This is a genomic window from Neisseria sp. SLRRB23 (assembly GCF_050896295.1).
In the GTDB taxonomy this organism is placed as follows: domain Bacteria; phylum Pseudomonadota; class Gammaproteobacteria; order Burkholderiales; family Neisseriaceae; genus Neisseria.
Map to the genome: position 1 here is coordinate 1 of NZ_JBPBFH010000028.1, position 21,332 is coordinate 21,332.

Annotated in this window: 32 protein-coding genes and 1 tRNA gene; 17 read left to right on the forward strand and 16 right to left on the reverse strand. The window is 50.9% G+C overall.

Annotated features, from left to right (window positions below; translation table 11 throughout):
- The first annotated feature begins 403 nt into the window (after positions 1-403).
- Positions 404-479: transfer RNA gene (locus ACRPFF_RS08230), tRNA-Glu, on the forward strand.
- Between the two features lie 215 nt (positions 480-694).
- A complete protein-coding gene (locus ACRPFF_RS08235; RefSeq protein WP_432674360.1) occupies positions 695-1,705 on the forward strand; it encodes a site-specific integrase in 1,011 nt (336 codons plus the stop codon).
- 25 nt (positions 1,706-1,730) lie between these two features.
- Here the strand turns inward: ACRPFF_RS08235 and ACRPFF_RS08240 are convergent, their stop codons facing one another.
- From ACRPFF_RS08240 to ACRPFF_RS08295, 12 genes are all read right to left on the reverse strand, one after another.
- Complete coding sequence (locus tag ACRPFF_RS08240) at positions 1,731-2,018, reverse strand: helix-turn-helix transcriptional regulator (protein ID WP_432674361.1); 288 nt, start codon at positions 2,016-2,018, stop codon at positions 1,731-1,733.
- Positions 2,019-2,045: 27 nt separating this feature from the next.
- On the reverse strand, positions 2,046-2,243 hold the full coding sequence (locus ACRPFF_RS08245) for a hypothetical protein (protein ID WP_432674362.1): 198 nt from the start codon (positions 2,241-2,243) through the stop codon (positions 2,046-2,048).
- The gene (locus ACRPFF_RS08250) at positions 2,243-2,458 is read right to left on the reverse strand and encodes a hypothetical protein (protein ID WP_432674363.1); all 216 of its coding nucleotides are present in this window, start codon (positions 2,456-2,458) and stop codon (positions 2,243-2,245) included. Before ACRPFF_RS08250 ends, ACRPFF_RS08245 begins: the two co-directional genes overlap by 1 nt.
- Before the next feature lie 128 nt (positions 2,459-2,586).
- On the reverse strand, positions 2,587-3,519 hold the full coding sequence (locus ACRPFF_RS08255) for an SAM-dependent methyltransferase (RefSeq protein WP_432674364.1): 933 nt from the start codon (positions 3,517-3,519) through the stop codon (positions 2,587-2,589).
- A complete protein-coding gene (locus tag ACRPFF_RS08260; RefSeq protein ID WP_432674365.1) occupies positions 3,491-3,718 on the reverse strand; it encodes a hypothetical protein in 228 nt (75 codons plus the stop codon). The genes ACRPFF_RS08255 and ACRPFF_RS08260 overlap by 29 nt, the downstream gene beginning before the upstream one ends.
- A gap of 65 nt (positions 3,719-3,783) precedes the next feature.
- The gene (locus ACRPFF_RS08265; RefSeq protein ID WP_432674366.1) at positions 3,784-3,993 is read right to left on the reverse strand and encodes a hypothetical protein; all 210 of its coding nucleotides are present in this window, start codon (positions 3,991-3,993) and stop codon (positions 3,784-3,786) included.
- The gene (locus ACRPFF_RS08270) at positions 3,986-4,378 is read right to left on the reverse strand and encodes a DUF3310 domain-containing protein (RefSeq protein WP_432674367.1); all 393 of its coding nucleotides are present in this window, start codon (positions 4,376-4,378) and stop codon (positions 3,986-3,988) included. Before ACRPFF_RS08270 ends, ACRPFF_RS08265 begins: the two co-directional genes overlap by 8 nt.
- A 3-nt stretch (positions 4,379-4,381) precedes the next feature.
- Positions 4,382-4,615: a hypothetical protein gene (locus ACRPFF_RS08275; protein WP_432674368.1), complete on the reverse strand. Its 234-nt coding sequence runs from the start codon at positions 4,613-4,615 to the stop codon at positions 4,382-4,384.
- Positions 4,616-4,641: 26 nt separating this feature from the next.
- Positions 4,642-4,902: an NGO1622 family putative holin gene (locus ACRPFF_RS08280; RefSeq protein ID WP_432674369.1), complete on the reverse strand. Its 261-nt coding sequence runs from the start codon at positions 4,900-4,902 to the stop codon at positions 4,642-4,644.
- A 36-nt stretch (positions 4,903-4,938) separates the two neighbouring features.
- Positions 4,939-5,154, reverse strand: a complete 216-nt coding sequence (locus tag ACRPFF_RS08285) for a hypothetical protein (protein ID WP_432674370.1) — start codon at positions 5,152-5,154, stop codon at positions 4,939-4,941.
- A gap of 97 nt (positions 5,155-5,251) precedes the next feature.
- Complete coding sequence (locus ACRPFF_RS08290) at positions 5,252-5,467, reverse strand: hypothetical protein (RefSeq protein WP_432674371.1); 216 nt, start codon at positions 5,465-5,467, stop codon at positions 5,252-5,254.
- A 282-nt stretch (positions 5,468-5,749) separates the two neighbouring features.
- On the reverse strand, positions 5,750-6,499 hold the full coding sequence (locus tag ACRPFF_RS08295; RefSeq protein ID WP_308021096.1) for a LexA family transcriptional regulator: 750 nt from the start codon (positions 6,497-6,499) through the stop codon (positions 5,750-5,752).
- A gap of 136 nt (positions 6,500-6,635) precedes the next feature.
- Between ACRPFF_RS08295 and ACRPFF_RS08300 the strand changes: the two genes are divergently transcribed.
- The 4 genes from ACRPFF_RS08300 (at position 6,636) to ACRPFF_RS08315 (ending at position 10,300) form a co-directional block, all read left to right on the forward strand.
- A complete protein-coding gene (locus ACRPFF_RS08300; protein WP_002238713.1) occupies positions 6,636-6,821 on the forward strand; it encodes a Cro/CI family transcriptional regulator in 186 nt (61 codons plus the stop codon).
- A 70-nt stretch (positions 6,822-6,891) separates the two neighbouring features.
- Positions 6,892-7,014, forward strand: coding sequence for a hypothetical protein (locus ACRPFF_RS08305; protein ID WP_269460481.1), 123 nt, complete (start codon positions 6,892-6,894; stop codon positions 7,012-7,014).
- Positions 6,992-7,339, forward strand: a complete 348-nt coding sequence (locus ACRPFF_RS08310) for a hypothetical protein (protein WP_432674372.1) — start codon at positions 6,992-6,994, stop codon at positions 7,337-7,339. The genes ACRPFF_RS08305 and ACRPFF_RS08310 overlap by 23 nt, the downstream gene beginning before the upstream one ends.
- Positions 7,340-7,453: 114 nt before the next feature.
- A complete protein-coding gene (locus ACRPFF_RS08315) occupies positions 7,454-10,300 on the forward strand; it encodes a DUF5906 domain-containing protein (RefSeq protein WP_432674373.1) in 2,847 nt (948 codons plus the stop codon).
- A 29-nt stretch (positions 10,301-10,329) separates the two neighbouring features.
- Here ACRPFF_RS08315 and ACRPFF_RS08320 read toward each other — a convergent pair whose 3' ends face one another.
- The 4 genes from ACRPFF_RS08320 to acrIIC3 form a co-directional block, all read right to left on the reverse strand.
- Positions 10,330-10,476: a hypothetical protein gene (locus ACRPFF_RS08320; protein ID WP_180300826.1), complete on the reverse strand. Its 147-nt coding sequence runs from the start codon at positions 10,474-10,476 to the stop codon at positions 10,330-10,332.
- Positions 10,477-10,792: 316 nt separating this feature from the next.
- Complete coding sequence (locus tag ACRPFF_RS08325) at positions 10,793-11,035, reverse strand: helix-turn-helix domain-containing protein (RefSeq protein WP_432674374.1); 243 nt, start codon at positions 11,033-11,035, stop codon at positions 10,793-10,795.
- Entirely contained in the window at positions 11,028-11,387 is a 360-nt protein-coding gene (gene acrIIC2, locus ACRPFF_RS08330; RefSeq protein ID WP_432674375.1) for an anti-CRISPR protein AcrIIC2, read from the reverse strand. Before acrIIC2 ends, ACRPFF_RS08325 begins: the two co-directional genes overlap by 8 nt.
- A gap of 44 nt (positions 11,388-11,431) precedes the next feature.
- A complete protein-coding gene (acrIIC3, locus tag ACRPFF_RS08335) occupies positions 11,432-11,782 on the reverse strand; it encodes an anti-CRISPR protein AcrIIC3 (RefSeq protein WP_432674376.1) in 351 nt (116 codons plus the stop codon).
- A 268-nt stretch (positions 11,783-12,050) separates the two neighbouring features.
- Here acrIIC3 and ACRPFF_RS08340 point away from each other — a divergent pair, with 268 nt between their 5' ends.
- The 11 genes from ACRPFF_RS08340 to ACRPFF_RS08390 all read left to right on the forward strand — a co-directional run bounded on the left by ACRPFF_RS08340 (position 12,051) and on the right by ACRPFF_RS08390 (position 21,324).
- Positions 12,051-12,431, forward strand: coding sequence for a hypothetical protein (locus tag ACRPFF_RS08340; protein ID WP_432674377.1), 381 nt, complete (start codon positions 12,051-12,053; stop codon positions 12,429-12,431).
- A gap of 206 nt (positions 12,432-12,637) precedes the next feature.
- Positions 12,638-13,522, forward strand: coding sequence for a hypothetical protein (locus ACRPFF_RS08345; protein WP_432674378.1), 885 nt, complete (start codon positions 12,638-12,640; stop codon positions 13,520-13,522).
- Positions 13,523-13,740: 218 nt separating this feature from the next.
- Positions 13,741-14,232: a terminase small subunit gene (locus ACRPFF_RS08350; protein ID WP_432674379.1), complete on the forward strand. Its 492-nt coding sequence runs from the start codon at positions 13,741-13,743 to the stop codon at positions 14,230-14,232.
- Positions 14,192-16,219 (forward strand): phage terminase large subunit family protein, encoded by a 2,028-nt coding sequence (locus ACRPFF_RS08355; protein WP_432674380.1) that lies wholly within the window; start codon positions 14,192-14,194, stop codon positions 16,217-16,219. The genes ACRPFF_RS08350 and ACRPFF_RS08355 overlap by 41 nt, the downstream gene beginning before the upstream one ends.
- A gap of 43 nt (positions 16,220-16,262) precedes the next feature.
- Positions 16,263-16,469 (forward strand): hypothetical protein, encoded by a 207-nt coding sequence (locus tag ACRPFF_RS08360; protein ID WP_432674381.1) that lies wholly within the window; start codon positions 16,263-16,265, stop codon positions 16,467-16,469.
- A 2-nt stretch (positions 16,470-16,471) separates the two neighbouring features.
- A complete protein-coding gene (locus ACRPFF_RS08365) occupies positions 16,472-16,726 on the forward strand; it encodes a hypothetical protein (RefSeq protein ID WP_002241425.1) in 255 nt (84 codons plus the stop codon).
- Between the two features lie 8 nt (positions 16,727-16,734).
- Positions 16,735-18,297, forward strand: a complete 1,563-nt coding sequence (locus ACRPFF_RS08370) for a phage portal protein (RefSeq protein ID WP_432674382.1) — start codon at positions 16,735-16,737, stop codon at positions 18,295-18,297.
- On the forward strand, positions 18,278-20,170 hold the full coding sequence (locus tag ACRPFF_RS08375) for a phage major capsid protein (protein ID WP_432674383.1): 1,893 nt from the start codon (positions 18,278-18,280) through the stop codon (positions 20,168-20,170). Before ACRPFF_RS08370 ends, ACRPFF_RS08375 begins: the two co-directional genes overlap by 20 nt.
- Positions 20,171-20,227: 57 nt before the next feature.
- A complete protein-coding gene (locus ACRPFF_RS08380; RefSeq protein ID WP_432674384.1) occupies positions 20,228-20,491 on the forward strand; it encodes a hypothetical protein in 264 nt (87 codons plus the stop codon).
- Between the two features lie 13 nt (positions 20,492-20,504).
- Positions 20,505-20,789 carry a head-tail joining protein gene (locus ACRPFF_RS08385; RefSeq protein ID WP_432674385.1) on the forward strand — a complete coding sequence of 95 codons (285 nt, stop codon included), beginning with the start codon at positions 20,505-20,507 and terminating at the stop codon, positions 20,787-20,789.
- On the forward strand, positions 20,767-21,324 hold the full coding sequence (locus ACRPFF_RS08390) for a hypothetical protein (protein ID WP_432674386.1): 558 nt from the start codon (positions 20,767-20,769) through the stop codon (positions 21,322-21,324). Before ACRPFF_RS08385 ends, ACRPFF_RS08390 begins: the two co-directional genes overlap by 23 nt.
- Positions 21,325-21,332: the final 8 nt, after the last annotated feature.

Below are 21,332 nucleotides of genomic sequence, written 5' to 3' on the forward strand. Positions count from 1 at the left end.
GTTTGGAATACGGCCGATGGCAACGATCAGTTTGTCGAATACTTCGGTTTTGGCTTCGCCGGCAGCAGTTTCGTAAGCAACGGAAACGCCTTTGCCTTCAGATTTGATGTCGCCGATTTTCACGCCCTTGGCTAAATGTCTCCACTTTGCGAATGGGAATTACCGTATCACCTTGCAAAATTTTCTCGGTAAATAAAAATTTTGGATGCGTCGGGTCGATAAAATTATTTTCCGTTTTATATACAAATCATTGACACGCAAAAAAAAAAAAAAAAATACATTAATTTGTTGATATTTATATATTTTATATATAAAAATTAGCGGAAGTTTACATTTTTTGCTGTTGATTTTACGCAACAGGCTTGACAAGTTTCCGAAGCCTTGTAAAATAGCGCACCTTCACGCGCCCATCGTCTAGAGGCCTAGGACACTGCCCTTTCACGGCGGCAACCGGGGTTCGAATCCCCGTGGGCGTGCCAATTTCTATTAGCCTGCAACCTAAAAAAGGTGCAGGCTAATATCTTTTATCTTTATAATTCAATCGTATATTTTAATTTTGGGCGATTCATAGCCTGCTCTTGTTTTGCCTATTCTTTATGCTTTTTATTTCTGTTTTTCTCTGTTTATGCCTATAATTGCAACGGATTTGCAACGCAATTTGCAACGGCGTTGCAACGGCTCGGAGATAAAAACAATGGCATCTATCCGCAAAAAATCTAACGGTATGTGGCTGGCGCAGGTTCGCCGGGTGGCTCGGGATGGGCTGCCGGCACTAAACCGATCGGCTTCGTTCCCGCGCAAGACGGAAGCGGAGGCTTGGGCGGCTAAAATCGAAAATGAGTGGCGCACACTGCGCTTTGGCGGTGCGCCCAATGTGCCGTTTTCGGAGGTATTGGAGCGGTATAAAAACGAGGTATCGGTACATAAGCACGGTTGGCGCAATGAAACCAATATCATCAATCGCGTGCTGCGCACGCCGCTGGCGGAGGTGAGGCTGCCGCATTTGTCGGAGTTGCAGTTCCAAGATTGGGCGGATGAGCGCAAAAAAGAGGTGAGCACGTCCACGCTGCGGCGGGAATGGGTGCTGCTGTCTAATGTTTGGACGGTGGCGTCCAAGCAATGGCGTTGGCTGCCTGAAAACTTTATGCAGCGGCTGGACAAACCCGCAGACGGGCTGGCCCGTACGCAGCGGGTAACGGATGAGGATGCGGCGGCGGTGGCGTTTGCGGGTGGGTATACACCTGATTGTGTGCCAAACGCCCGCACGCAACGGGCGGCGGCGGCGTTTTATTTCGCGCTGGAAACAGCGATGCGGGCGGGGGAGATTGTGATGCTGACGTGGGATTGTGTGTTTTATGATCGCCGCTATGTGCATATCCCGCTTACTAAAAACGGCCATCCGCGCAATGTGCCACTAAGCAGCAAGGCGGTGGCGATTTTGCGACAGATGGAAACGGTGCGCGAAAATTCTTTTGTGTTTAATATTACCAGCGGCTCGCTGGATGCGCTGTTTCGCAAACTCAAGCGGCGCAGTCTATTGGAAAACCTGCATTTTCACGATGCGCGGCGTGAGGCACTGACGCGGCTCGCCAAGATATATTCGCCGATGGAGCTTGCTAAGATTTCAGGGCATCGTGATTTGCGGATTTTGCTCAATACCTACTACGCGCCTACGGTGGAAGATTTGGCGGATAAGCTGGAATAAGGAAAGCGGCCGATTGGCCGCTTGTTTATTGCTGTCTGCATGATTTGATGTATTTCACAACGTCGCCGGCTATCCAGCGGCGGTTTTTTTTGCCGCTGCTGCGCGGGCGTTTTTCGGGGTCGACCGGCTCGGGAAAATCAGGGCGGCAGACGATTTTATTATAAGTGTAGCTGTAAGAGTAATTCATCATTTCGGCGATGTCGGCGGTATCGATCAGGATAGCCGAATCTTCGGTAAGCCCGGCCAGCCTGCCGCGCTGCTGATTATTATGCAGCTCCTGCACCATTGATAGGATGGTTTTAATCTCGTTCATTTTTTACCTCTGATTCTGCCGCTCGGGTTATTGGATATCAATCAAAACTGGTTCTTTGCCTGTTATCTGCCGTATTTCGCGCTTAAGGATGGCTAGGCAGATAAGGCCTGCGTTTTGGGCGATGCTGCCGCCGTCTTCGCCATCTTTCGGTATTGGTTCGTCCGATGTTATTTTGATAAACAGGCCGTTCGGTTGGTCGCTGATGAGGATGTTTACTGTTGCCATTATTTGCCTCTCGTTTCAGGCGGTTCAGGCAGGCTGTCCTTCACGCTTGTCCATTCGGATTGCGCGGCTTTGGCTTGCCAGCCTTCCCATTTGTACTGTGTACCAAGGCGGCTGTATTCGTCGCCCACTCGTTCCGTTTGCGGGTTGGTTGGATGTAGCTCAACCATCCACGCCTCAAACGCGGCGCGTTCTTGTTCTATTCTTTCGGGTGTCATCGCTTTGTCCTCCTGTTTCTTTTGATTTTGTCCTGTCTTTTTTTCCGCCTTTTGGCGGCTTGGCAGGCGTTTGACCGGCTCCGGTGCATAAGCTCTCCTGTTCGGTCGGTTGTTCAGACGGCCGCCTGTTAAAAAAGCGGCAGGCTGCACGGGAAGTAGTGTTTTTTCCCGTATTTTTCTGTCTGTATCAGGTTACACAGTTGGTCGCAAAAGCCGTCAAATTCGGCACGCGGCCAACCTTCTATTTCGTTGACCATTTTGCTGAACCGCAATTCCCCGGCAATACGCTTTGCCACCGCGTCACGGCATTCGTGTTCCAATAGGACGGGGTCTTCCTTTTCCTTTGGCGGCACGGGCTTTTGAACGGTTTGCCACGAGTCGGCTTCAATCTGCCAAGTGTCGGCGGCAAGAAGGGTGTCTGTTTTGCAGTCGTACAGTTCGCGGATGCAGCCGCTGTCGGTTTTGTCTTTGTCGACCACCAGTAAAAGCACTTCGATCGGCGTGTCTTCAAACGCGTTTTGAATGCGGTTGAGTTCTGCCAGCCGGTTGCCGATGATTTCGCGGAATCGCTGTTCGCTTTTGCGGTAGGCGATGCCGGGGAACAAGATGAAGAATCCGAATCGGCGGGCGTTTTCCAATCCTTTTAAAACGAAGATTTCATCGACTACGCCCGATTTCTTCCACGGGTATTCCTGTGCGATGCGGTTTTTTTCGTCTTCGCTCAAATCCTTTAGCTTGATTGAAAACGGCGGATTCATGACGGTGCAGTCTTGCGGTTCGCCGTCGGCATAAAGGAAAAAGCTTGTGTTGTACACTTTGGCGGCAGGGTAGTTTTGCAACAACGCTTTGCAGGCTTCGGGCTGTATCTCTACGGCGTGAAATTCAGACGGCAAAATATACTGCTCAAGCTGCCCGCTTCCTGCCGCACCGTCAAATACGCTCGGGTGTTCACCGCAGTATTGGCGGACTTTGGCGGCAACCAGCCGCCTCAAGCTGCCGCCCGTGATGTATTCGGCGTAGCCGCCGGCTTTTTTACGGTTGTTGTGTCCTTGAAACGTCATGGGTTTTCGTCCGTTCTTTGGCTTGTTCGGGTGTGGCAAAGCGTTTGCGGATTCGGTGTGTGCGGTGCAGTTTTCCGTCTTCGCCGCGCTGAAAAACGCTTATTTCGCCGCGCCAGCAGTCGTGCCGTTTGTGTTTGATGCCGTGTTTGAAACCTTTTGTGCTGGAGTCGTGATATACGCAGGTTCTAATATGTGTCATTAAATTTCCCCTCTTTTGGGTCGGTTTCATCAACCGGCTTAAGCGGCTTGGTTTCGCCGCACGTTTTACACGTCCTCATTTCGCACATTTCGATATCCTTTTATGCCACAAGTAAATCGAACCAACATCACCAGCCCCAGTAAAAATATCAGTGCTACCGCCGGTATGTAGGCTATAAAGCCGAAATCCGTCCAACCTGACAGGTCAGCTACAATCATCACGAGCGAGGCAAACAGGGCAATGAGAGCAACGAAGTAGAGGGCAATACTAAGCATCTTCTGCCTCCGTTTCAGACGGCATTTTGTTCAATAGGTCTTCGACGCAGTCAAGTGCCCAGCTGATACTGTCTTCTGAGCCATCAGCGGCGGCATACAGAATCCTGCACAACGCGTCTTTAGTGTCCATGTCGAAATCAATAAGGCACAGCTTGTCGTACATATCGCCGTACTTTTTAACTTTCAATTCTATGAACTTCGGCGCGTCATCGCGTTGGCGTTTGAGATACCACATCGCCTTTTCCAAATCTTCGCGACCGTTTTTCTCTTTGTGCCGCCAGATGTATTTGAAGGCGTTGCCCAAATTGAAATTTAGGTATTGGGTGAACTCGATGCACTCGTGGGCGTGTTGCCGGTAGTGGCTCGGGTTGATGTTGTCAGTCATTGTTTATTCCTTCCCGTCTGGTTTATGGGCAGGCTCTCCAAATTCCTGCCGCCGTTTTCTCATTGCCGCTTCAGATGCCGTCTGAAACGCGCCGGTAACACATGGATTTGTCCGTGGGTAGTAGGTCGCTTTTTCTTTCGCATTCCGCGCATTTGGGCATTTCGCAAAAGCGTGCATCGGCGTGTTCAATTGGGTTTTGAAGTCGGCATGGGCGCAATAGAAACAGGTTTTATTCATACTTCCCGCCTATTCGGGATGGAAGCTCATTCCTTACCATCCAATACTTCCGCGTCGCCGTGTATCCATTGGTAGTCTTTCAATTCTTCGGCTTCGCGTTGTCTGATTTCGGCGTCGATTTGGGCGTTCAGCTCGTCAATCTCTGCCTGTTTGTCGGTGACGGCTAAGCGCATAGCGGTCAGGCTGTTTTCAGCCTTGACTTGCACTGCGGCTTCTGATTGCGGTTGGCAGGCGTAGATGCCGGTGGCTACGACTGCGAGTAAGGCGGTGCGGATCAAGTATTTCATTTTGATTCCTCATTATTGGGGGGTAACGGCTTAATATCAGGCAGCGTTTTTGAGGTTGTCTTTTGTCAGACAGATGAGCGCCTGTCTGACGGCGGCAAAGGTGGTTTTGTACTCTGGTTCTATGCCGACAAGTAGCTCCCCGTCTGTGTTGATGATGTCGCATCCGTAGCGTTCTGTGGGGTAGCCGTAGTCGTTTTCCCCCTGCTCTGCGGTTACGCGGATGTCTATGCTGTACTCTTCGATGATGTTCATATGTATTCCTAGTCGTGCTGGTTTGTCTTAGTAGCCTTGTCGCCTTCGGGCGGTTTTAAAGTTCAGCCGTTGCAGCCGCCCGTGCGACGGCAGCGTGTCAAATCGGGCTGATAAAGTGCCATGTGTCGGCGTTTAGGGCGATGCGGCAGGCATCTTGGTAGTTGCCTTCCACTTCTTCGAGCATCGGGCTGCCTACCCACTCTATCGATGCCCGTTTCTTTTTGCCCCTGCCTTCTTCCATAATTCGGCCTACGGTACTTTCTTGCTTAGTGTTCCAGTCGTTGAACCGCATGATGTTTGCCAGATGTTTCATTTTTGCTTCCTTTAAGTGGTTGTTTGTTTCGATGGGTAAATATTACCGCTAGTAATCCATTATTACAATACCGCTAGTAATATTATTAGCGGTTATTTATATTTATATTTGATTTCAAAAAGAATTTATTTTTAAGATTCCACAGACACAAAAAAACCGCCTGTTTGGGCGGTTTTTTACAGACATTACAAAGCCCGCAACGCGCGGGCTGTGTTTCAAATAACGGGTAATGCGCTCTACCCAAATACCCGCCCATGACGGTCAGGCTGTCTAAAGGGGTGATTAGAGGTCTAAAAAATCAAGTGGAAGGACTTTCCAAAATTTGCCATGAATGTGGAATTTGTCAGATTCTTCAGGCGTTATTAGAAAATCCGAGGGAGCGTAGTGCCTGTTGTCGCTGGTAGCGTGTATCGCGCCGCCTTTGCCTCTGGACAGGCGTTTGATGTAGGTATAGCCGTCAAAGGTGAATAGGTAGATGCCGCCGGTTTGGAATTCGCTAACGTCTGTTCTGATTAGTGTTATCGATTTTTGAGGAATGGTCGGCTCCATACTGTCGCCGTCCGGCGGCATAAGTTGCACATTTGTCAGATTGGTTGTTCCTAAAAGCTCAAATAGTGCGTCATTGGGAATCTCAATCGAGCGTAGAAGTTGTGGGTAATCAGGATTAACTACCCCATGCCCGCAGCTGGCGGACACGTCGTATAGGTTGAGGGTGATGGTGTTGAGATTGTCTGCTTGCAGTGCCAGCAATTTATCACCATCAATGCCGATGGACATACTGCTTATTTCTTCGGCAAGTCGGAGGCTGAAATCCGAAACAGGGATTTGCAGGATTTTGGCAAACTGGCTTGCAATGGAGGCGTTTAAGGCGTTGGTGCCATTTAAATAATGGTTCACCGCGCTTTGAGTAACTCCTACAGCTTCCGCCAGTTTGTATTGAGTTAGCTTCAGCTCTTCTTTTTTGGAGTTAAAAATTCTTTTTAATTTGGCACATTCAGCCGTCTCAATTTCACTTAATTCTCTTTTTTTCATTTTGCCGCCTCCTTCAATAATTTAAATATATTAAATAATTTAAATATATTACTGTAAGTAATAATAATCAAATAACCGCAAGTATTGACTTTAAGATTACTTGCGGTAATAATATGTCTATTATTTGGAGTAATTTATGAAGAAAATTCCGCTAAATGAGTATGTTGAGCAGCACGGACAGGCGAAAACAGCCAAAGAAATTGGCGTTACTCAAGGAGCAATTTCAAAAGCATTGAGGTCTGGGCGGGCAATTTTTTTATTTTCAGACGGTAAAAGAGTGAAGGCTGAGGAAGTGCGGGCTTTCCCCTCGACACGTCTGTAGCCCAAATAAAAAAGCCCGTCGGGGATGACGGGCGAAGGTGGCTATTCTAAACCACGTTAAAGGATTTTGAATGATGACAGATTTAAAAGAAACGCGCAAGGTCGTGGAAGACTCGCTGTGGGCTGGGGAAGCCGCATTGATGACGATAATTTTTAATATTGGAGTTCTCGATGAATCGAACAAAAACGTGTAAGGAGTGCGGAGAGGTTAAGCCGATAACGGCGTTTCCGAAAAACGGCTTTGACAGAAAAACCGGGCTGCAAAAATACGCGCCCCGATGCCGCCGATGCCACAACGTCTATCAGCAAAATTTGCTGTACAAGCGCCGTGAAAAAGAATTTGAGCAAAAGCAGGCAGTCATGGCGGCATTGATGGAGGTCGAGCGCGAAAAAGAGGAGGCTGCTAAGGCGCGAAGCATCGCACAAAGCGTCGTTTTGGCGAAAGCAGCCTGTCCGATACTGCACATCGGCTTGTGGACTGAGCCGTTATTTATCCCTAAAGGGATGTTACAGATTTAATTACCCTGTACTGATTAATCGCGCAATCAGTGTTTAGCCCGCCCTCTCCAGAGTGATTCTTGTGTGCGTGGGTGGGTATTTTTTACGCCTAAAAAACGTAAAGGATGACTGAAAATGAATAAAAAATATGCAACAAAAGCCGAAATTAATGCCGCCGCGCATGGCCGGTGGCGTGAGGTTTTAGAGGCGTGCGGCATACCGTCCGAAATTTTAGATAAAAAACATCACCCCTGTCCGTCATGCGGCGGATCTGACCGATTCAGGTTTACGGACGGTAGCGGTTCAAGTCGCGGGAGTGGTGTTTGGATTTGCAATCAATGCAAGCCTGAAGGCGGCAGCCCGTTTGATTTGTTGATGGATGTTTGCGGTTATAGTTTTACCGAGGCTAGAGACAAAGTTGCCTCCTTGCTTGGGTTGGCGCATGGGGATTTGGTAGATAAGGCTCCGAAGCCGTTGCCTCCTCCTGCTCCAGTAAAGGAGGAGGAGCGTGATTTGTGGAAGCCAATCGTTCCTGTGCCTGAATATGCGCTGAATTCTATGAGCTTTGGGAATGGATTTAGAAAATCAGACGACCTGATTTTTAAATCTGTTTTCCGCGATAGCTCCGGTGCGGTTTTGGGTGGCGTTGCCCGATTTAAAAAATCAGACGGCGGAAAAATCGATCTGCCTTATACGTTTTGCGAGCATAAGAAAACAGGCGAAAAGATGTGGCGTTGGCGTTGTTGGGATAACCCGCGCCCATTGTACGGTCTTGATTCTTTGGCTGCTGACCCATCATTACCGGTTTTGGTTGTTGAGGGGGAGAAATGTAAGAACGCGGCAGATGCTCAGGGTTATAACTATGCCGTCCTGACGTGGCATGGCGGTTGTAATAACTGGGATAAGTCGGATTGGTCGGCGGTTTTTGATCGTGATGTTGTCTTGTGGCCTGATTGTGATTCTTTGCGCCAAAAGTTGACGAAAAAAGAACGGGATGAAGGTATTGACCCTGAATCTAAGCCGTTTCTGCCGCGCAATGAGCAAGGCGGGCTAAAGGCGATGCTTGGTATTGCCGATGTGCTGACAAAGCAGAATTGCCGCGTTTGGTTGGTCAATATTCCTGCTCCAGGGATATGGCCTCATGGTTTCGATATTGCAGATGCGATTGCAGACGGCGGGCGTATCGTCGACCCTTCCGAAGTGTTGAGCTGGATGGGCGCGGCGGATTGGCTGGTTGAGTATGTGCCGGAAGCGGAAATGCCGTCTGAAAACTTTCCCGCACCCATTCAATATATGGAGCCGGAATCTGAGCAGTTGCCTGAATCTCTCGAAGCAACAGGCAATCAAGGGAGCGCGGGGGATATAGATGACGAATATTTGTCCAAATTGCAAAAACTGAAATCAGAATTTGGGCTTGTTGAGGGTAAGGACCATGGGGTGAACAGGAAGACTGGGGTTACATATACCCGAAAAGCCATGACCGTCCATTTCGGCAAAGACGTTGTCGATGCTTGGTATGAATGGGGCCGTGCGCCGGTGCTGACTATGTACGAAATCAACCGTCTGAAAAAAGACTACGCATTGATTCAGGCGGTAAAAGATGATGACACGCAAGATATGATGGAGCGTTTCATTTATCTTGATGGTTCGGCATCGATTTGGGACAACAAACTATGGCGCGTTGTCCCTGAAAAGGCGGCTCGTCTGTCGATGACGCCTGATGGTTTTAAAATTTGGGTCAATAGTCCGAGCCGAATTGTAAAACGGTTCGATCGATTGGTCTTTGAGCCTGGTCGGGTGTTGTCTGACGACTATATCAACATCTTCCGAGGCATGCCGATTGAACCGAAATTCCCGATTCCAAAAGAGGATATGCCCGAAACAAACTACGAATTGTATAGATTATTCCCTGAAATCAAGCCGATTCTGAATTTGATTAATCACTTATGTAATGGGGATTACCAACAAGTCGAATACATTTTGAATTGGTTGGCTTATCCGTTGCAGAACGTAGGCGCAAAGATGACAACCGCCGTTGTTATGCACGGTCATATACACGGTGCGGGTAAATCTTTCTTTTTCGAGGAAATTGTCAAACCGATGTACGGCGAATACGGCGCAACATATGGTCAAGAGGACTTGGAAAGCAACTATACGGCAAACCGATCAGGCAAAATGTTCGGTATTTTTGAAGAGGTTTACACAAATCAGCAAAAATACAATAAAACAGGCAGCCAAAAACATATGATTACCGGCAAGACGATGCGCGTCGAGCGGAAATTTCAGGATGCTTACGAAGAGGCAAACCATATGAATTGTGTGTTTTTGAGTAATGAATCTCAGCCTTTCAAAATTGAGGAAAACGACCGGCGTTACTTTGTCGTGTGGCCTGAGAAAAAATTGGATAAAGCGTTGCGAGATGAAGTTTTAGACTGTATCGGCAACGATGGCGTTCGTCTGTTTTACAGTTTCCTGTTGTGTTGGAATTTTTATCTGACTTACGGGCAACAGGAAACTGAAAACGAAAAGAGATATGAGATCATCAAATTGGAAGAGCCTGTGCGATTCGATCCAAACACGCCGCCGCCGATGACTGCCGCGAAACAAAACGTCATTTCCTATGGCCGCTATGCTTGGCAGACCTTTTATTCGGAGTGGGCTGGTGGTGGTATTAAAGACCTGCCGTTTTGCTGTTGCATTACGGACGACCTTTGGTTGGTTTACAAAGAGTGGTGCAGGCAAAACGGCGAGCGGGAAACTGGTAAAACAAAGTTTCTCCAACACATTGCTGAGAAGATGCCGCGGGCGCGGCGCTGGTGGAGGACGAAAAATAAAGATGGCGACGTATCGTGTCAAAACTGGATTTTTAAGCCGGCTGGCTGGCAAGCGGCTGACGGATTGCCGGAAATGGATGCCCTGGGCAATGAGGTTTTACGATTCCGCAGCGCTGGTTGGAGGTATCGCGGCGATGAAGAAGTTTGACGATTGAGTCTGACATATGTATGATATTTTCAAAACGCGTGCGGCAGAGTTGTCGGGCGCGTTTTGTAGTTTGGATTTTTGGTTGTGCCATAAATTTGTGCCATTGTGCCATGCTCTGTGCCATTTTTTAAATCGCTGAAAGCCTTATGGGGCATGGCTTTGTGCCATTGTTCCATAAATTTCAGCGATTTTTGCTTTACGCGAGAAAAAATTTATAGGTTTTCAAAATATGACACGGTGTATATATACCGTGTCATATTTTTTTATGGCTGGATAATTTTTTTTCTTATGCGAGATTTTATAAAAAATTTATGGAACAATGGCACAAAGCCATGCCCCATAAGGCTTTCAGCGATTTAAAAAATGGCACAGAGCATGGCACAATGGCACAGGATTTTAAAATTTATGGCACAGAGCTATGTGTCTGGCAGATTTGTATAAATAAAAGGTCGTCTGAGTTCAGGCGACCTTTTGCACGGGGCTGGTCTGAGTTCAGACGACCTTTTGGCCAGGTTGTATTGTTGATTGGTTGTCTATGATGTACTGCAAAAGCTGCTGCCATTTGGTATGCGGCATGTTGATATAGCTTTTCCGGTCGGTTGTCATCTCCCACCGTTGCACAGTTTGTAACGCAGCCTCCGTTATGCCTGCGACTTGCTTTTGCGTTAGCTCGTATTTTTGACGCAAAGCCTTCAAATTGGCGGGCGTGTAGCCAAGTTCAGCATTTTCAATCATAAAATTCCCCATCTTCTGATAACATCAAATCATCTGCCGCGATGCGGTCGCAGGCGGCTTTTAATTGCCCAAGCCATTCCTCCATGTTTTCAGGTTTGTTTTTGTCCAACATGATAAAGTCAGACAGCCACAACCCTATGCGCGAATCATAGGCAAGGCGGAGCGGCTCGCCGATTTGTCCCAATTCCCCGTCCACCGGCTTGGTGGGCAATTCGCCCGTGAAATTGTCGTCAAAAGATTTACGCGCCAAGAATCGCGGGTAGCGGGTATGCACCACAAATTCGTCATTCTCCCCACGCGCTTCGCCGTGAATAATTGCCGGGTACTTGCTGAAGATATTGTTTTTGCTCATTTTAAACCTTTCAAAAAAGCCGCCATATTCAGGCGGCTTGTGTCTTAAATTTTAAAAATCTCTTTGCCGTTTGCCGCTGCCAAGAAATCCCTGCGTTCCACCGGCAGGCGGATGTATTCGCCCTCTTCAATTTCCCATGCGTAAATGTTGATACCAGCGGTGCTTTCGGCAAAGGCTTTCAGTTTTGCCAGAAATTCAGCCATCGCGGGCGATTCGTCGTTGAACAAGAAAGCGCGGTACTGACCGTCAAGAGATGCGTTGGTATCTTTGGCTCTCAAGTATTCGTCGATGATGGAAACTCGAGAATTGATGATTTTGGCAAGGCGGCGTTTTTCAGTTCGAGAAACTTTTTCAAAGCCGTTGAAAGAAGTGAAGATAATAGCGCGTTTGAACATTTTGAAATCCTTTAATTTTCCCTGAATCCGTCAAGGTATCGGTGGTAGACCTTATTGTCTGTCCATGTGTGTATAATACAACGTTAAGCGTAGCATTGCAATAGATAATAATGAATTTTTTGCAACATATTGAATATTATGGATAAAAAGTTAAATAAGTTTCGAAAGTAAATTTATGATTTTGATATAATATCTCTTCAAAAATAAAGCCCTACATATTGAGATGGGGCTAAGGGTGGTCAGCGCGATGTAAGGACTGACTGAGAAAATGAAATTTGAACTTGATTTACTTCTGGAATGGTGGGCGGAATGGTCTGCCAAGCGTGGGGACAACGGCTTGGGCTTCGGTTGCAGCCGTTTTAATCGTTTAATGGCGGCGGGCGATTTACCGCCCAAGACGGAATTTGTAGCAATTCTGCCTTATGGCGTTGACGGCGATGGGATAGCGAGCGTGATGGATCGGGCGATTTGTCGTCTTAATCCTAATCGAAAGCAGGCGATCATGACGGAATACTGTCGCGTCGGAACTCAAGACGGTAAGGCAAAGGCTTTGGGCATTACGCGCAAAGCCTACGAGCGGCGTTTGGCAAATGCTCGGCTTAACTTGACGGCGGATTCCGCTGTTAAAAAGTTGTTAAAACGCTCTTGACGTCTTGGGGGATTTTTGTTTAAATTATGGCAAGCTGTGTTTAACTGTGTGTACGGTTAACGCAGCTTTTTCATTTTTCAGTCAAAAAAAGCGTGGATAGCCCGTCTGAACAAGATTCAGACGGGCTTTTTGCGTTTGGAAAGAATTTCATGGGTCGATTAAAGCAAATGGCTTCGCGGCGCCACGCTTGATACCATTTTCTCGGGATGCGAACTGCAAAATATCTTGTCCGCCGCTCGACAGTTGTATATAGCCCATGTGGTCTAGTGAAAAAAATATTATCCTGTCGCCGCCCAGAGTTAAATCTGGGCGGTTTTGGCTTATTGGAGTGTGCTGTGTTTGTTGTTTCCGCCCGTGTGAAAGCCGATACTGCCACGGCGCATCTCAATGCGCTGGAGCGCAAGCAGCTGCCGTTTGCGTATTCGCTGGCGGTAAACCGCACGGCAAAACTGGTTAAACAGGCGGAAATCGACAAAATGCGGGCAGTATTCGACCGCCCCACGCCATACACACTCAATAGCTTATATGTAAAACCCGGCACGAAAGCCAACCCGACAGCTAAAGTTTGGCTTAAGTACGATACCTTCAAAGGCACCCCGGCAGAAAAATATCTACTGCCGCAAATTGATGGCGGCAGCCGTAGCCACAAACGCTTCGAGCGGGCGCTGCAAGGAGTGGGGGTAATGCCGAAAGGTTATTACTGCATACCGGGTAAATTCGCGCAGATGGATAATTACGGCAACTGGAGCCGTGGGCAGATTATAAAAATACTGTCCTATTTTCGTGCCTTCCCCGAAAGTGGCTACCGCGCAAATATGACCGATGCTGCCCGCCGCCGTTTGGCACGGGGTACAAAAAAGAAACGCGGCTATACCTTCGTGGCTATCGGTAAACGCCAAGGCCGCCGCCGTCCCGGCATCTATCAAATCTTGGCAGACGGCAAGCACTGGCGGCCTATTGCTCTGTTTGTTCGGCGGGCGGCATACAGTAAACGCTTCCCTTACTTCGAGACGGCGGAGCATACGATTGATCGTGAGTTCCCCGAACAGATGCGCAAGGCCATCGAGGCTGCCATAAAATCGGCGCGATAAAAACAAAAGGTACTCCGGCGGGTGACTAAAACGCGGGTAATTCGAACCCCGATTTCTGTTAAGCGACAGGTTGTATTAGCTTCCTTACTTGGTTTTGATAGAGTGGTTTTATTAGATTTAGTTTTTGATTGGACTTGGTTTTTTATTTTTGCTGGGTAGGTTGGTTTATTTGGGTCAAATAGTTTGGGTTGGGTGAGTTTTGAGGGGTAAAGGTCGTTATGCTGGTGAACAAAAGGCAGCTTTCGGAAATTGTTGGTGTTTCCGAACGGTCGCTGACGGAATGGCAAAAGGAAGGTTTGCCAGTTGCCAGTTATGCGGACAACCGAGGGCAGGCCAATGAATATGAAAGTGCGGCAGTTATCCGCTGGATGGTGCAGCGGGAGTTGGAGCGGCTGAATAAGGAAAAACCCCGCGACAGGCTGGACAGGCTGAAAGCAGATGCAATAGAACTTGATTTAAAGGAGCGCACGGGTGAATTAGCTCCAGCCGCTTTATTCGAACGTGCATGGGCTGACCATATTTTGGCGGCACGCACGGAGTTTCTCACTTTGCCGGAGCAGTTGGCGATAGAGTTGAGTGCGACAGCAGGGGTGGAAATCGATCCTGATGCTATTGCTTCGCATATAAACAAAGCGTTGGAAAAGCTGGCGAATTATGGAGCGGAAGACGATGCAGACGACAATGGCGGATATGCAGGCACGGATGGCTGAAACGGTGGCGCGGGTGTTGCGGCAGACGTGCCGGAAATGGGCACCGCCGCGTAAAATTAAAACCCGCGACTGGGCGAACAAGTACCGCTATCTTTCCGGCATAGAGGCCGCCCGACCGGGCAAATACGTTTTGGACGTAACGCCGTATCTGGCATGGGAAAACAGCCCGCTTGATGCGCTGGACGACCCGTCCGTGCAAGTGGTTGTTTGCCAGAAATCGGCGCAAGTGGCGTGGACTTCGGGTGTGCTGGGTAACTTTTTGGGCAAATCCATCGATACCGAGCCCAGTCCGATACTGGTTCTGTTCCCGAAAGAGGGGGCGGCTAAAGAGTACATGGACGAAAAATTCGTTCCGATGGTCGAAGCGACCCCCGCCTTGCGCGAGAAAGTCGATACCCGTATCCGTGCGCAAGGGCAGCGGCAGTTGTTTAAGAAATTCCCCGGCGGTTTTCTGAAGCTGGTGGGCAGTAACAGCCCTGCCAGTGTGAAATCGTCGCCGGTGCCGATTGTGTGCGTGGAGGAGCCGGACGACTGTAACCTGAACCTGCGCGGTCAGGGCGACAGTATCAAGCTGGCGAAGGAGCGCACCAAAACCTACCGCCGACCGAAAATCGTATTAGGCGGTACGCCGACTATTGCGGGCGTCTCGACAATCGCCGCCGAAATGGAGTTGTCGGACAAGCGTGTCGGCATGGTGCCGTGCCATGAATGCGGCGAAGCCCATGTGTTGAGCTTCGATTACCTTTCCTGCGATGAAGACCCGAACGGCAACCATCCTGTTTTCGGCAAAAAGCTGCCGGAAACGGCGCATTACACCTGCCCGAACTGCGGCGCGGTGTGGAACGACATGCAGAAAAACCGTAATGTGCGTCGCGGTTGGTGGCAGGCGACCGCGCCGTTTCACGGCACGGCAGGTTTTTACCTGAACGAGCTATACAGCCCGTTCCCCGGCAGTGTGTTTTCCGAACTGATGAAAAAATGGTTGACCGCGCAATACGAAGCGGACAACGGCGATATATCGCCGATGATTGCCTTCGTCAATTCGTCTATCGGCATTCCGTTTGAGATGACCAACGACGGTGTAAAGGAAGACGACCTGGCAGAACGCGGCGAAGACTACGCCGAAAACACCGTTCCGCGCGGCGGTCTGATTCTGACTATGGGCGTGGACGTGCAACATGACCGGCTGGCCGTCATCATCCGCGCATGGGGGCGCGGCGAGGAAAGCTGGCTGGTTTGGTGGGGCGAAATCCACGGCAACACGGTGGACGTCAAATCCGACGTGTGGCGCAAACTGGCCGAGATGATTTTTCAGACGGCCTACAAACACGAAACCGGCGCGGGAATGAAGATTGCGGCGGTATCGATAGACAGTTCGGACGGTAATACCTCCGACGCGGTGTATCACTTTGTACGCGGCTGTCGTGGCGTAAAAGCGGTGAATGTGATGGCGGTCAAGGGCAGCACCAGCCCCGATAAAGAGATTTTCAGTCGGGCGCGGGCGATTGACTTGAAGCACAAAAACACCAAGGCCGACAAATTCGGCGTGCAGGTGTACAGCGTCGGCGTATCGCGTGCGAAAGACTTGCTGATAGACGAGCACGCGCGCATCAATCTGGAAGGAAGCGGTGCAGGACGGATGCACTTTTACAAAGATGTCCGCGCCGATTACTGCGGCCAGTTGTTGAGCGAAGTCAAAGTACCCAGCCGCATGAACAAGCACAAAAAGGTTTGGCAGAAGAAAGTCGGCGTACGAAACGAGGCGTTGGACTGCGAAGTCTATGCCCTGCATGCCGCCCGCTCGGTCGGCACGCATACCATGTCAGCGGCAAAATGGGCGTTATACGAAAACGCGCTGTTGCAGTCGGAATTGTTTGCCGAGCCGAAACCCGCCGAACAGGTGCAGGGAAAACCGAAGGCCGACAATGGCGGCGGTTTTGCGGCAAACAGGCGGCGTAAGGGCGGTAACTTCGTTACCAATTATTGATTCAGGCCGTCTGAAATTCAGACGGCTTTTTACGGTATTGACTATGAACGAAAAAGAACAGGTTCTATCACACATTCGGACGTATCCGGGTTGCACATCGACCGGTGTCGCTAATGAGGTATATGGAAAGCAGAAATGGAGCGGCTGGATTTTTGCCCGTCGCGATATTGATACGCTGATTGAGAAAGGCTGGGTGGAAGAGCGTTTCGAGGAAGGCATCAGTAAATTTTATGCAAAAGAGGCCGTCTGAAAATGAACGGTAATGACTATGCGGTAGAGCTTGAAGAAGCACGAGAAATTCTGAACAGCCTTCGGAAGGCATACAAGGAACATGCGGCAGGCAGGGGCATGACCAAGCGGTACAAAATCAAAGACCGCGAAATGGAATTTTCCAGCCTTGCCGATTTGTTGAAGCAGATACGGTTCTGGCAGCAGGAAATCAAGCGGCTGGAAGCGGCGGCAGGTATTTCTCCGCGCCGTTCAGGCCGTATCATCACGCGATTTTAGGATGAGCTATGGCAAAACAATCAAATGCCGCGCCGCAAAAGCGCGGTTTTTTTGCGCGTTTGTTCGGCAGGCGGGAAGCCGTCCCGAAAACAGCCCGCCGCAACTTTGCCGGAGCGCGTCCGGTCGGGTCGCTGGCTTCGTGGCAGCCGCAAAACTGGTCGGCGGACGCTTTGGCGCGGTCAGACCTTGACCGCCTGCGCGCCCGCGCCCGCAGCCTTGCGCGCGACAACGACTATATGCGCAAGTTTTTGAACATGGTCGAAAGCAACGTTATCGGGCGCGACGGTTTTGCCCTGCAAATGCGTGTTTTGCTGGATAACGCCGAAAAGCCCGATGCCTTGGCGAACAAGGCCATCGAAGCAGCGTTTTCCCGCTGGGCGCGGCGCGGTGTGTGCGACGTTACCGGCCAGATGTCTTTTACCGACCTGCAACGGCTGCTGATTCGCGGCGTGGCGCGGGACGGCGAAGTGCTGATTCGTCATATTTCAGGGTTTGACAATGATTACGGCTATGCGTTGCAGGTGCTGGATATTGACCGTTTGGATACGGGATACAACGTTCCGCAGCAAAACGGGCGTAACGCCGTGCGCATGGGTGTCGAGTTAAACAGCTATTCCCGTCCTGTGGCGTACTGGCTGCGGACGGCACATCCGGGCGAATCATACGGACAGACGGGTACGGGCAATTTACGCGAACGGGTGCCGGCGGAGCAAATCAGCCATATTTTCCTGCATGACCGCCCAGAGCAGCGGCGCGGCTTTCCGTGGGTGGCTTCGTCCATCATCGGTCTGCAAAACCTGTCGGGCTATCAGGAAGCGGCCATTATCGCCGCCCGTGTCGGCGCATCGAAAATGGGCTTTTTCAAACAGACGGAAGACGCCGACAACTTCATGCCGCCGATTGACGGGCAAGAGGTCGATAACGGGCGCGGCAGCATCGATTTAATCGATTCGGTCGAGCCGGGCACATTTCACGAACTGCCGCAGGGTTACGACTTTACGCCGTTCGACCCGGATTACCCGCACGCCAATTACGACGCATTCGTTAAAGCCAGCCTGCGCGGTATCGCCAGCGGTTTGAACGTGGCTTATCACAGCTTGGCGAACGACCTTGAGGGCGTGAACTTTTCCAGTATCCGCAGCGGGACGCTGGAGGAGCGCGACACATGGATGACGTTGCAAAACTGGTTTGCCGAAGCGTTCTTGTATGACGTATTCGACCGCTGGATTGAGGCGGCGTTGCTAATGGGCGCAATCAAGATGCCGTCCGGCAAATCGCTGCCTGCCGGCAAGCTGGACAAGTTCAAGGCCTGCAACTGGCAGGGGCGCCGCTGGTCGTGGGTTGACCCGCTGAAAGATATTAACGCGCATAAAGAAGCGGTGGCACTGTCGGTTAAATCCCGTCGTGATATTTGTACGGAAATGGGCTTAGATTTTGAGGATGTAATCGCCCAAATCGAACAGGAAAACCAAATTTTGGCGGCGAAGGGAATCGCTGCCGATGTCAAACCGCCCTCTGTGGCGGCAGAACCAGAATCGGAGGATGACCCGAATGAAGAAAATAAAGCCTGATAAGGCGCAAATGCAGCAAATGAGCCGCTTTGCCGTGTTTCAGCGTGAAAGCGTGAATGTTGAAAAACGAACGGTCGAAGTGGCGTTTTCCAGCGAAGAGCCGGTAGAACGTTGGTTCGGCGCAGAGGTATTAAGTCATGCGGCGGGTGCCGTTGACTTAAGCCGTCTGAACGACGGCGGCGCGGTGCTGTTCAATCATGGCTGGAGCGACCAAATCGGCGTCATCGAACGTGCTTGGATTGATACCGACAAGCGCGGCCGTGCCTTGGTACGCTTTGGCAACGGCGCAAAAGCGGCGGAAAAATTCCAAGACGTGCAAGACGGCATCCTACGCCATATCAGCGTCGGCTACCGCGTGGAAGACATGGTATTGGACAATCCCGATGCAGACGATGAGGACTACCGTTACATCGTTACCCGCTGGATGCCGTATGAAATCAGCTTTGTAACCGTTCCGGCCGACCCGACAGTAGGTGTCGGCAGATCGGCGGAACCATTTATTGAAAACCCTGTAAACCCAACCCCTGAAAAAGGAAATCGAAACATGGATAAAAATCAAATTCCCGCCGCGGTGGAAACTCCCACTGCTTCAATCCCTGCCGTCGCAGCAACCGATACCAACAACACTGCCGAACGCGGTATGCAGAACGAACGCGCCCGCGTTTCCGAACTGCTGGCCATTGGTCGCAGTTACTCCGCCCACGGCGGTATCGAAGCCGCCGAAAAGGTTATTAAAGAGGGTGGCGGTGAAGCCCAATTACGCGCCGCCATCATGGCAAACATGCAGACGAAGCCGACCGTTACCGCCGGTGAAATCGGCATGACAGATAAGGAACAGCGTGAATTTTCTCTTCTGCGCGCCATGTCTGCCGCCGCAACCGGCAAATGGGACAAAGCGGGCTTGGAACGAGAAGTGTCGGAAGAGTTGGAAAAACGACATGGTCGCGCAGCGGCAGGCTTCTTTGTGCCGACTGATTTGATTGCCCGCGCTTACAGCAAAGGCAATGCGGCAAACGGCGGCAACGTCATCGAAAACGACTTCCGCGAAGACATGTTCATCGAACTGTTGCGCAACCGACTTGCTGTTGCCCAGTTGGGTGCGACCGTATTGGACGGCTTGGTCGGCGACATCACCATTCCGAAACACCTGACCGGCAACACCGTTCAATGGGTGGATGAAAACGGCAGCGCGTCCGAATCGAACGCCACTTTCGGACAAATGAGCCTGAAACCGAAAACCGTTACCGCCAATACCGAATTGAGCCGCAAATTTATTTTGCAGTCTTCGCTGTCTGCCGAACAGTTCGCCCGCAGCGAATTGTTGAAAGCCATGATGCTGGGTATCGATTTGGCGGCCATCAACGGCAAAGGTACCGGCAACGAACCGACCGGCATCCTGAACACTGCCGGCATCGGCGCGGTGGAAATCGGTGCGAACGGCGGTGCGCCCGAATGGAAGCATATCGTCGCTTTGGAAAGTGCCATTGCCGCCGCCAATGCCGACATCGGCGATTTAGCCTACATCACCAATGCCCGCGTGCGCGGCCTGCTGAAAACCAAGCTGAAGGCCGACGGCGTGTCCGGCTACATTTGGCAGGACGGCGCAACGCCGTTGAACGGCTACCGTTGCGCGGTATCAAACCAAATTCCGTCCAACCTGACCAAAGGCACGGCGAACAACAAATGCAGCCCGCTGATTTTTGGTAACTGGTCTGATCTGATGATTGCGCACTGGGGCGTTTTGGATGTGATTGTTGACCCGTACACCAAGTCTACTACGGGCGCGGTACGCATCACCACGTTGCAAGATGTGGATATTGCCGTCCGTCATGTCGAATCCTTTGCCGCCATTAAAGACATCGTGGCAGCATAACCATCTAACCGCAGGCCGTCTGAGCAACAGACGGCCTAAATATTTGGAGTATTAAAAATGGCAAAAATCAAGATTACACCGCTGCGCAGTTTTTTTGACGACGGCAAAGGTTTCTTTGTCGGTAAGAAGTATTCGGTGGATGAAGAACAGGCGGCGGCCTATATCCGTGAAGGCTGGGCGGCTGAATGGTCGGCAGAATCCGACGGCACGGCGCAAACTGACGGCGGCGATGACGACGATGGCGACATTGACGATGATTTGACCGGCGGTCAGGGCGGCGGCGGAGAAGGTTCAGGTGAAACGGGTGCCAACGGTGTTTAAGGAGCCGTTTGGGGTGTTTACCAATCCCGCCGACTTCGGCGAAACCGCGCTGCTCGACGGGCAGCAGGTGCGCTGCATTTTCGACCGCGAATACGCCGCAGATAACGGCTACGGCATCTCGGCTGGCAATGCCGACCCGTATTTAATCTGCCTTTCCGCCGAGCTGCCGGACACGGTGGCGGAAGCGGAAATACAGGTGCGGGGCGTTGCCTACCGGGTAGCCGAAGTGCAGGCCGACGGCACCGGCATCACCGTTTTACAGTTGAGGGCGAAAAATGAGCCGGCACCAACTTACTGACATCCGCGCCGCCGCCGTGGCGCTGCTGCGTACCAAGTTTAGACGGGTGTATCCCTATCGTTGGGTGGCGCCAGCGCAAAACAAACTGCCGTGCGTGGTGGTATCGGTGGCATCCCGCAGCAGCAGCGTATTTAACGCCGCACCGCTGGAATTGCGGCACGAAGCACAGCTGGCCGTTACCTGTATTGTGCAGGGCAACGAAAAAACCGAAGACGTGGCGGAGGAAATGACCGCGCTGGCGGAAAAACTGTTTTATGCCAACCCCACACTCGGCGGCGAGCTGGGCGAGGATTTGCTGCCGCTGTCGCTCACCATCGAGGCCGAAGACCAAGGCGAATACGTGAGCGTGTTTTACACCCAGCTGTGGCAGGCGGTGTGGTATGAGCAGGCCGGCGATTATGTGGGCGATGAAAACCACCACCCGCAGGCGCATATCGGCCCGCAGCTGATCACCGAGGCACAGGTGGCCACGCACTGGCAACTGTATGGCAGCAATCCCGAGATTGATGCCGAAGACAACATCCCGAAAAGCTGAAAGGGGCT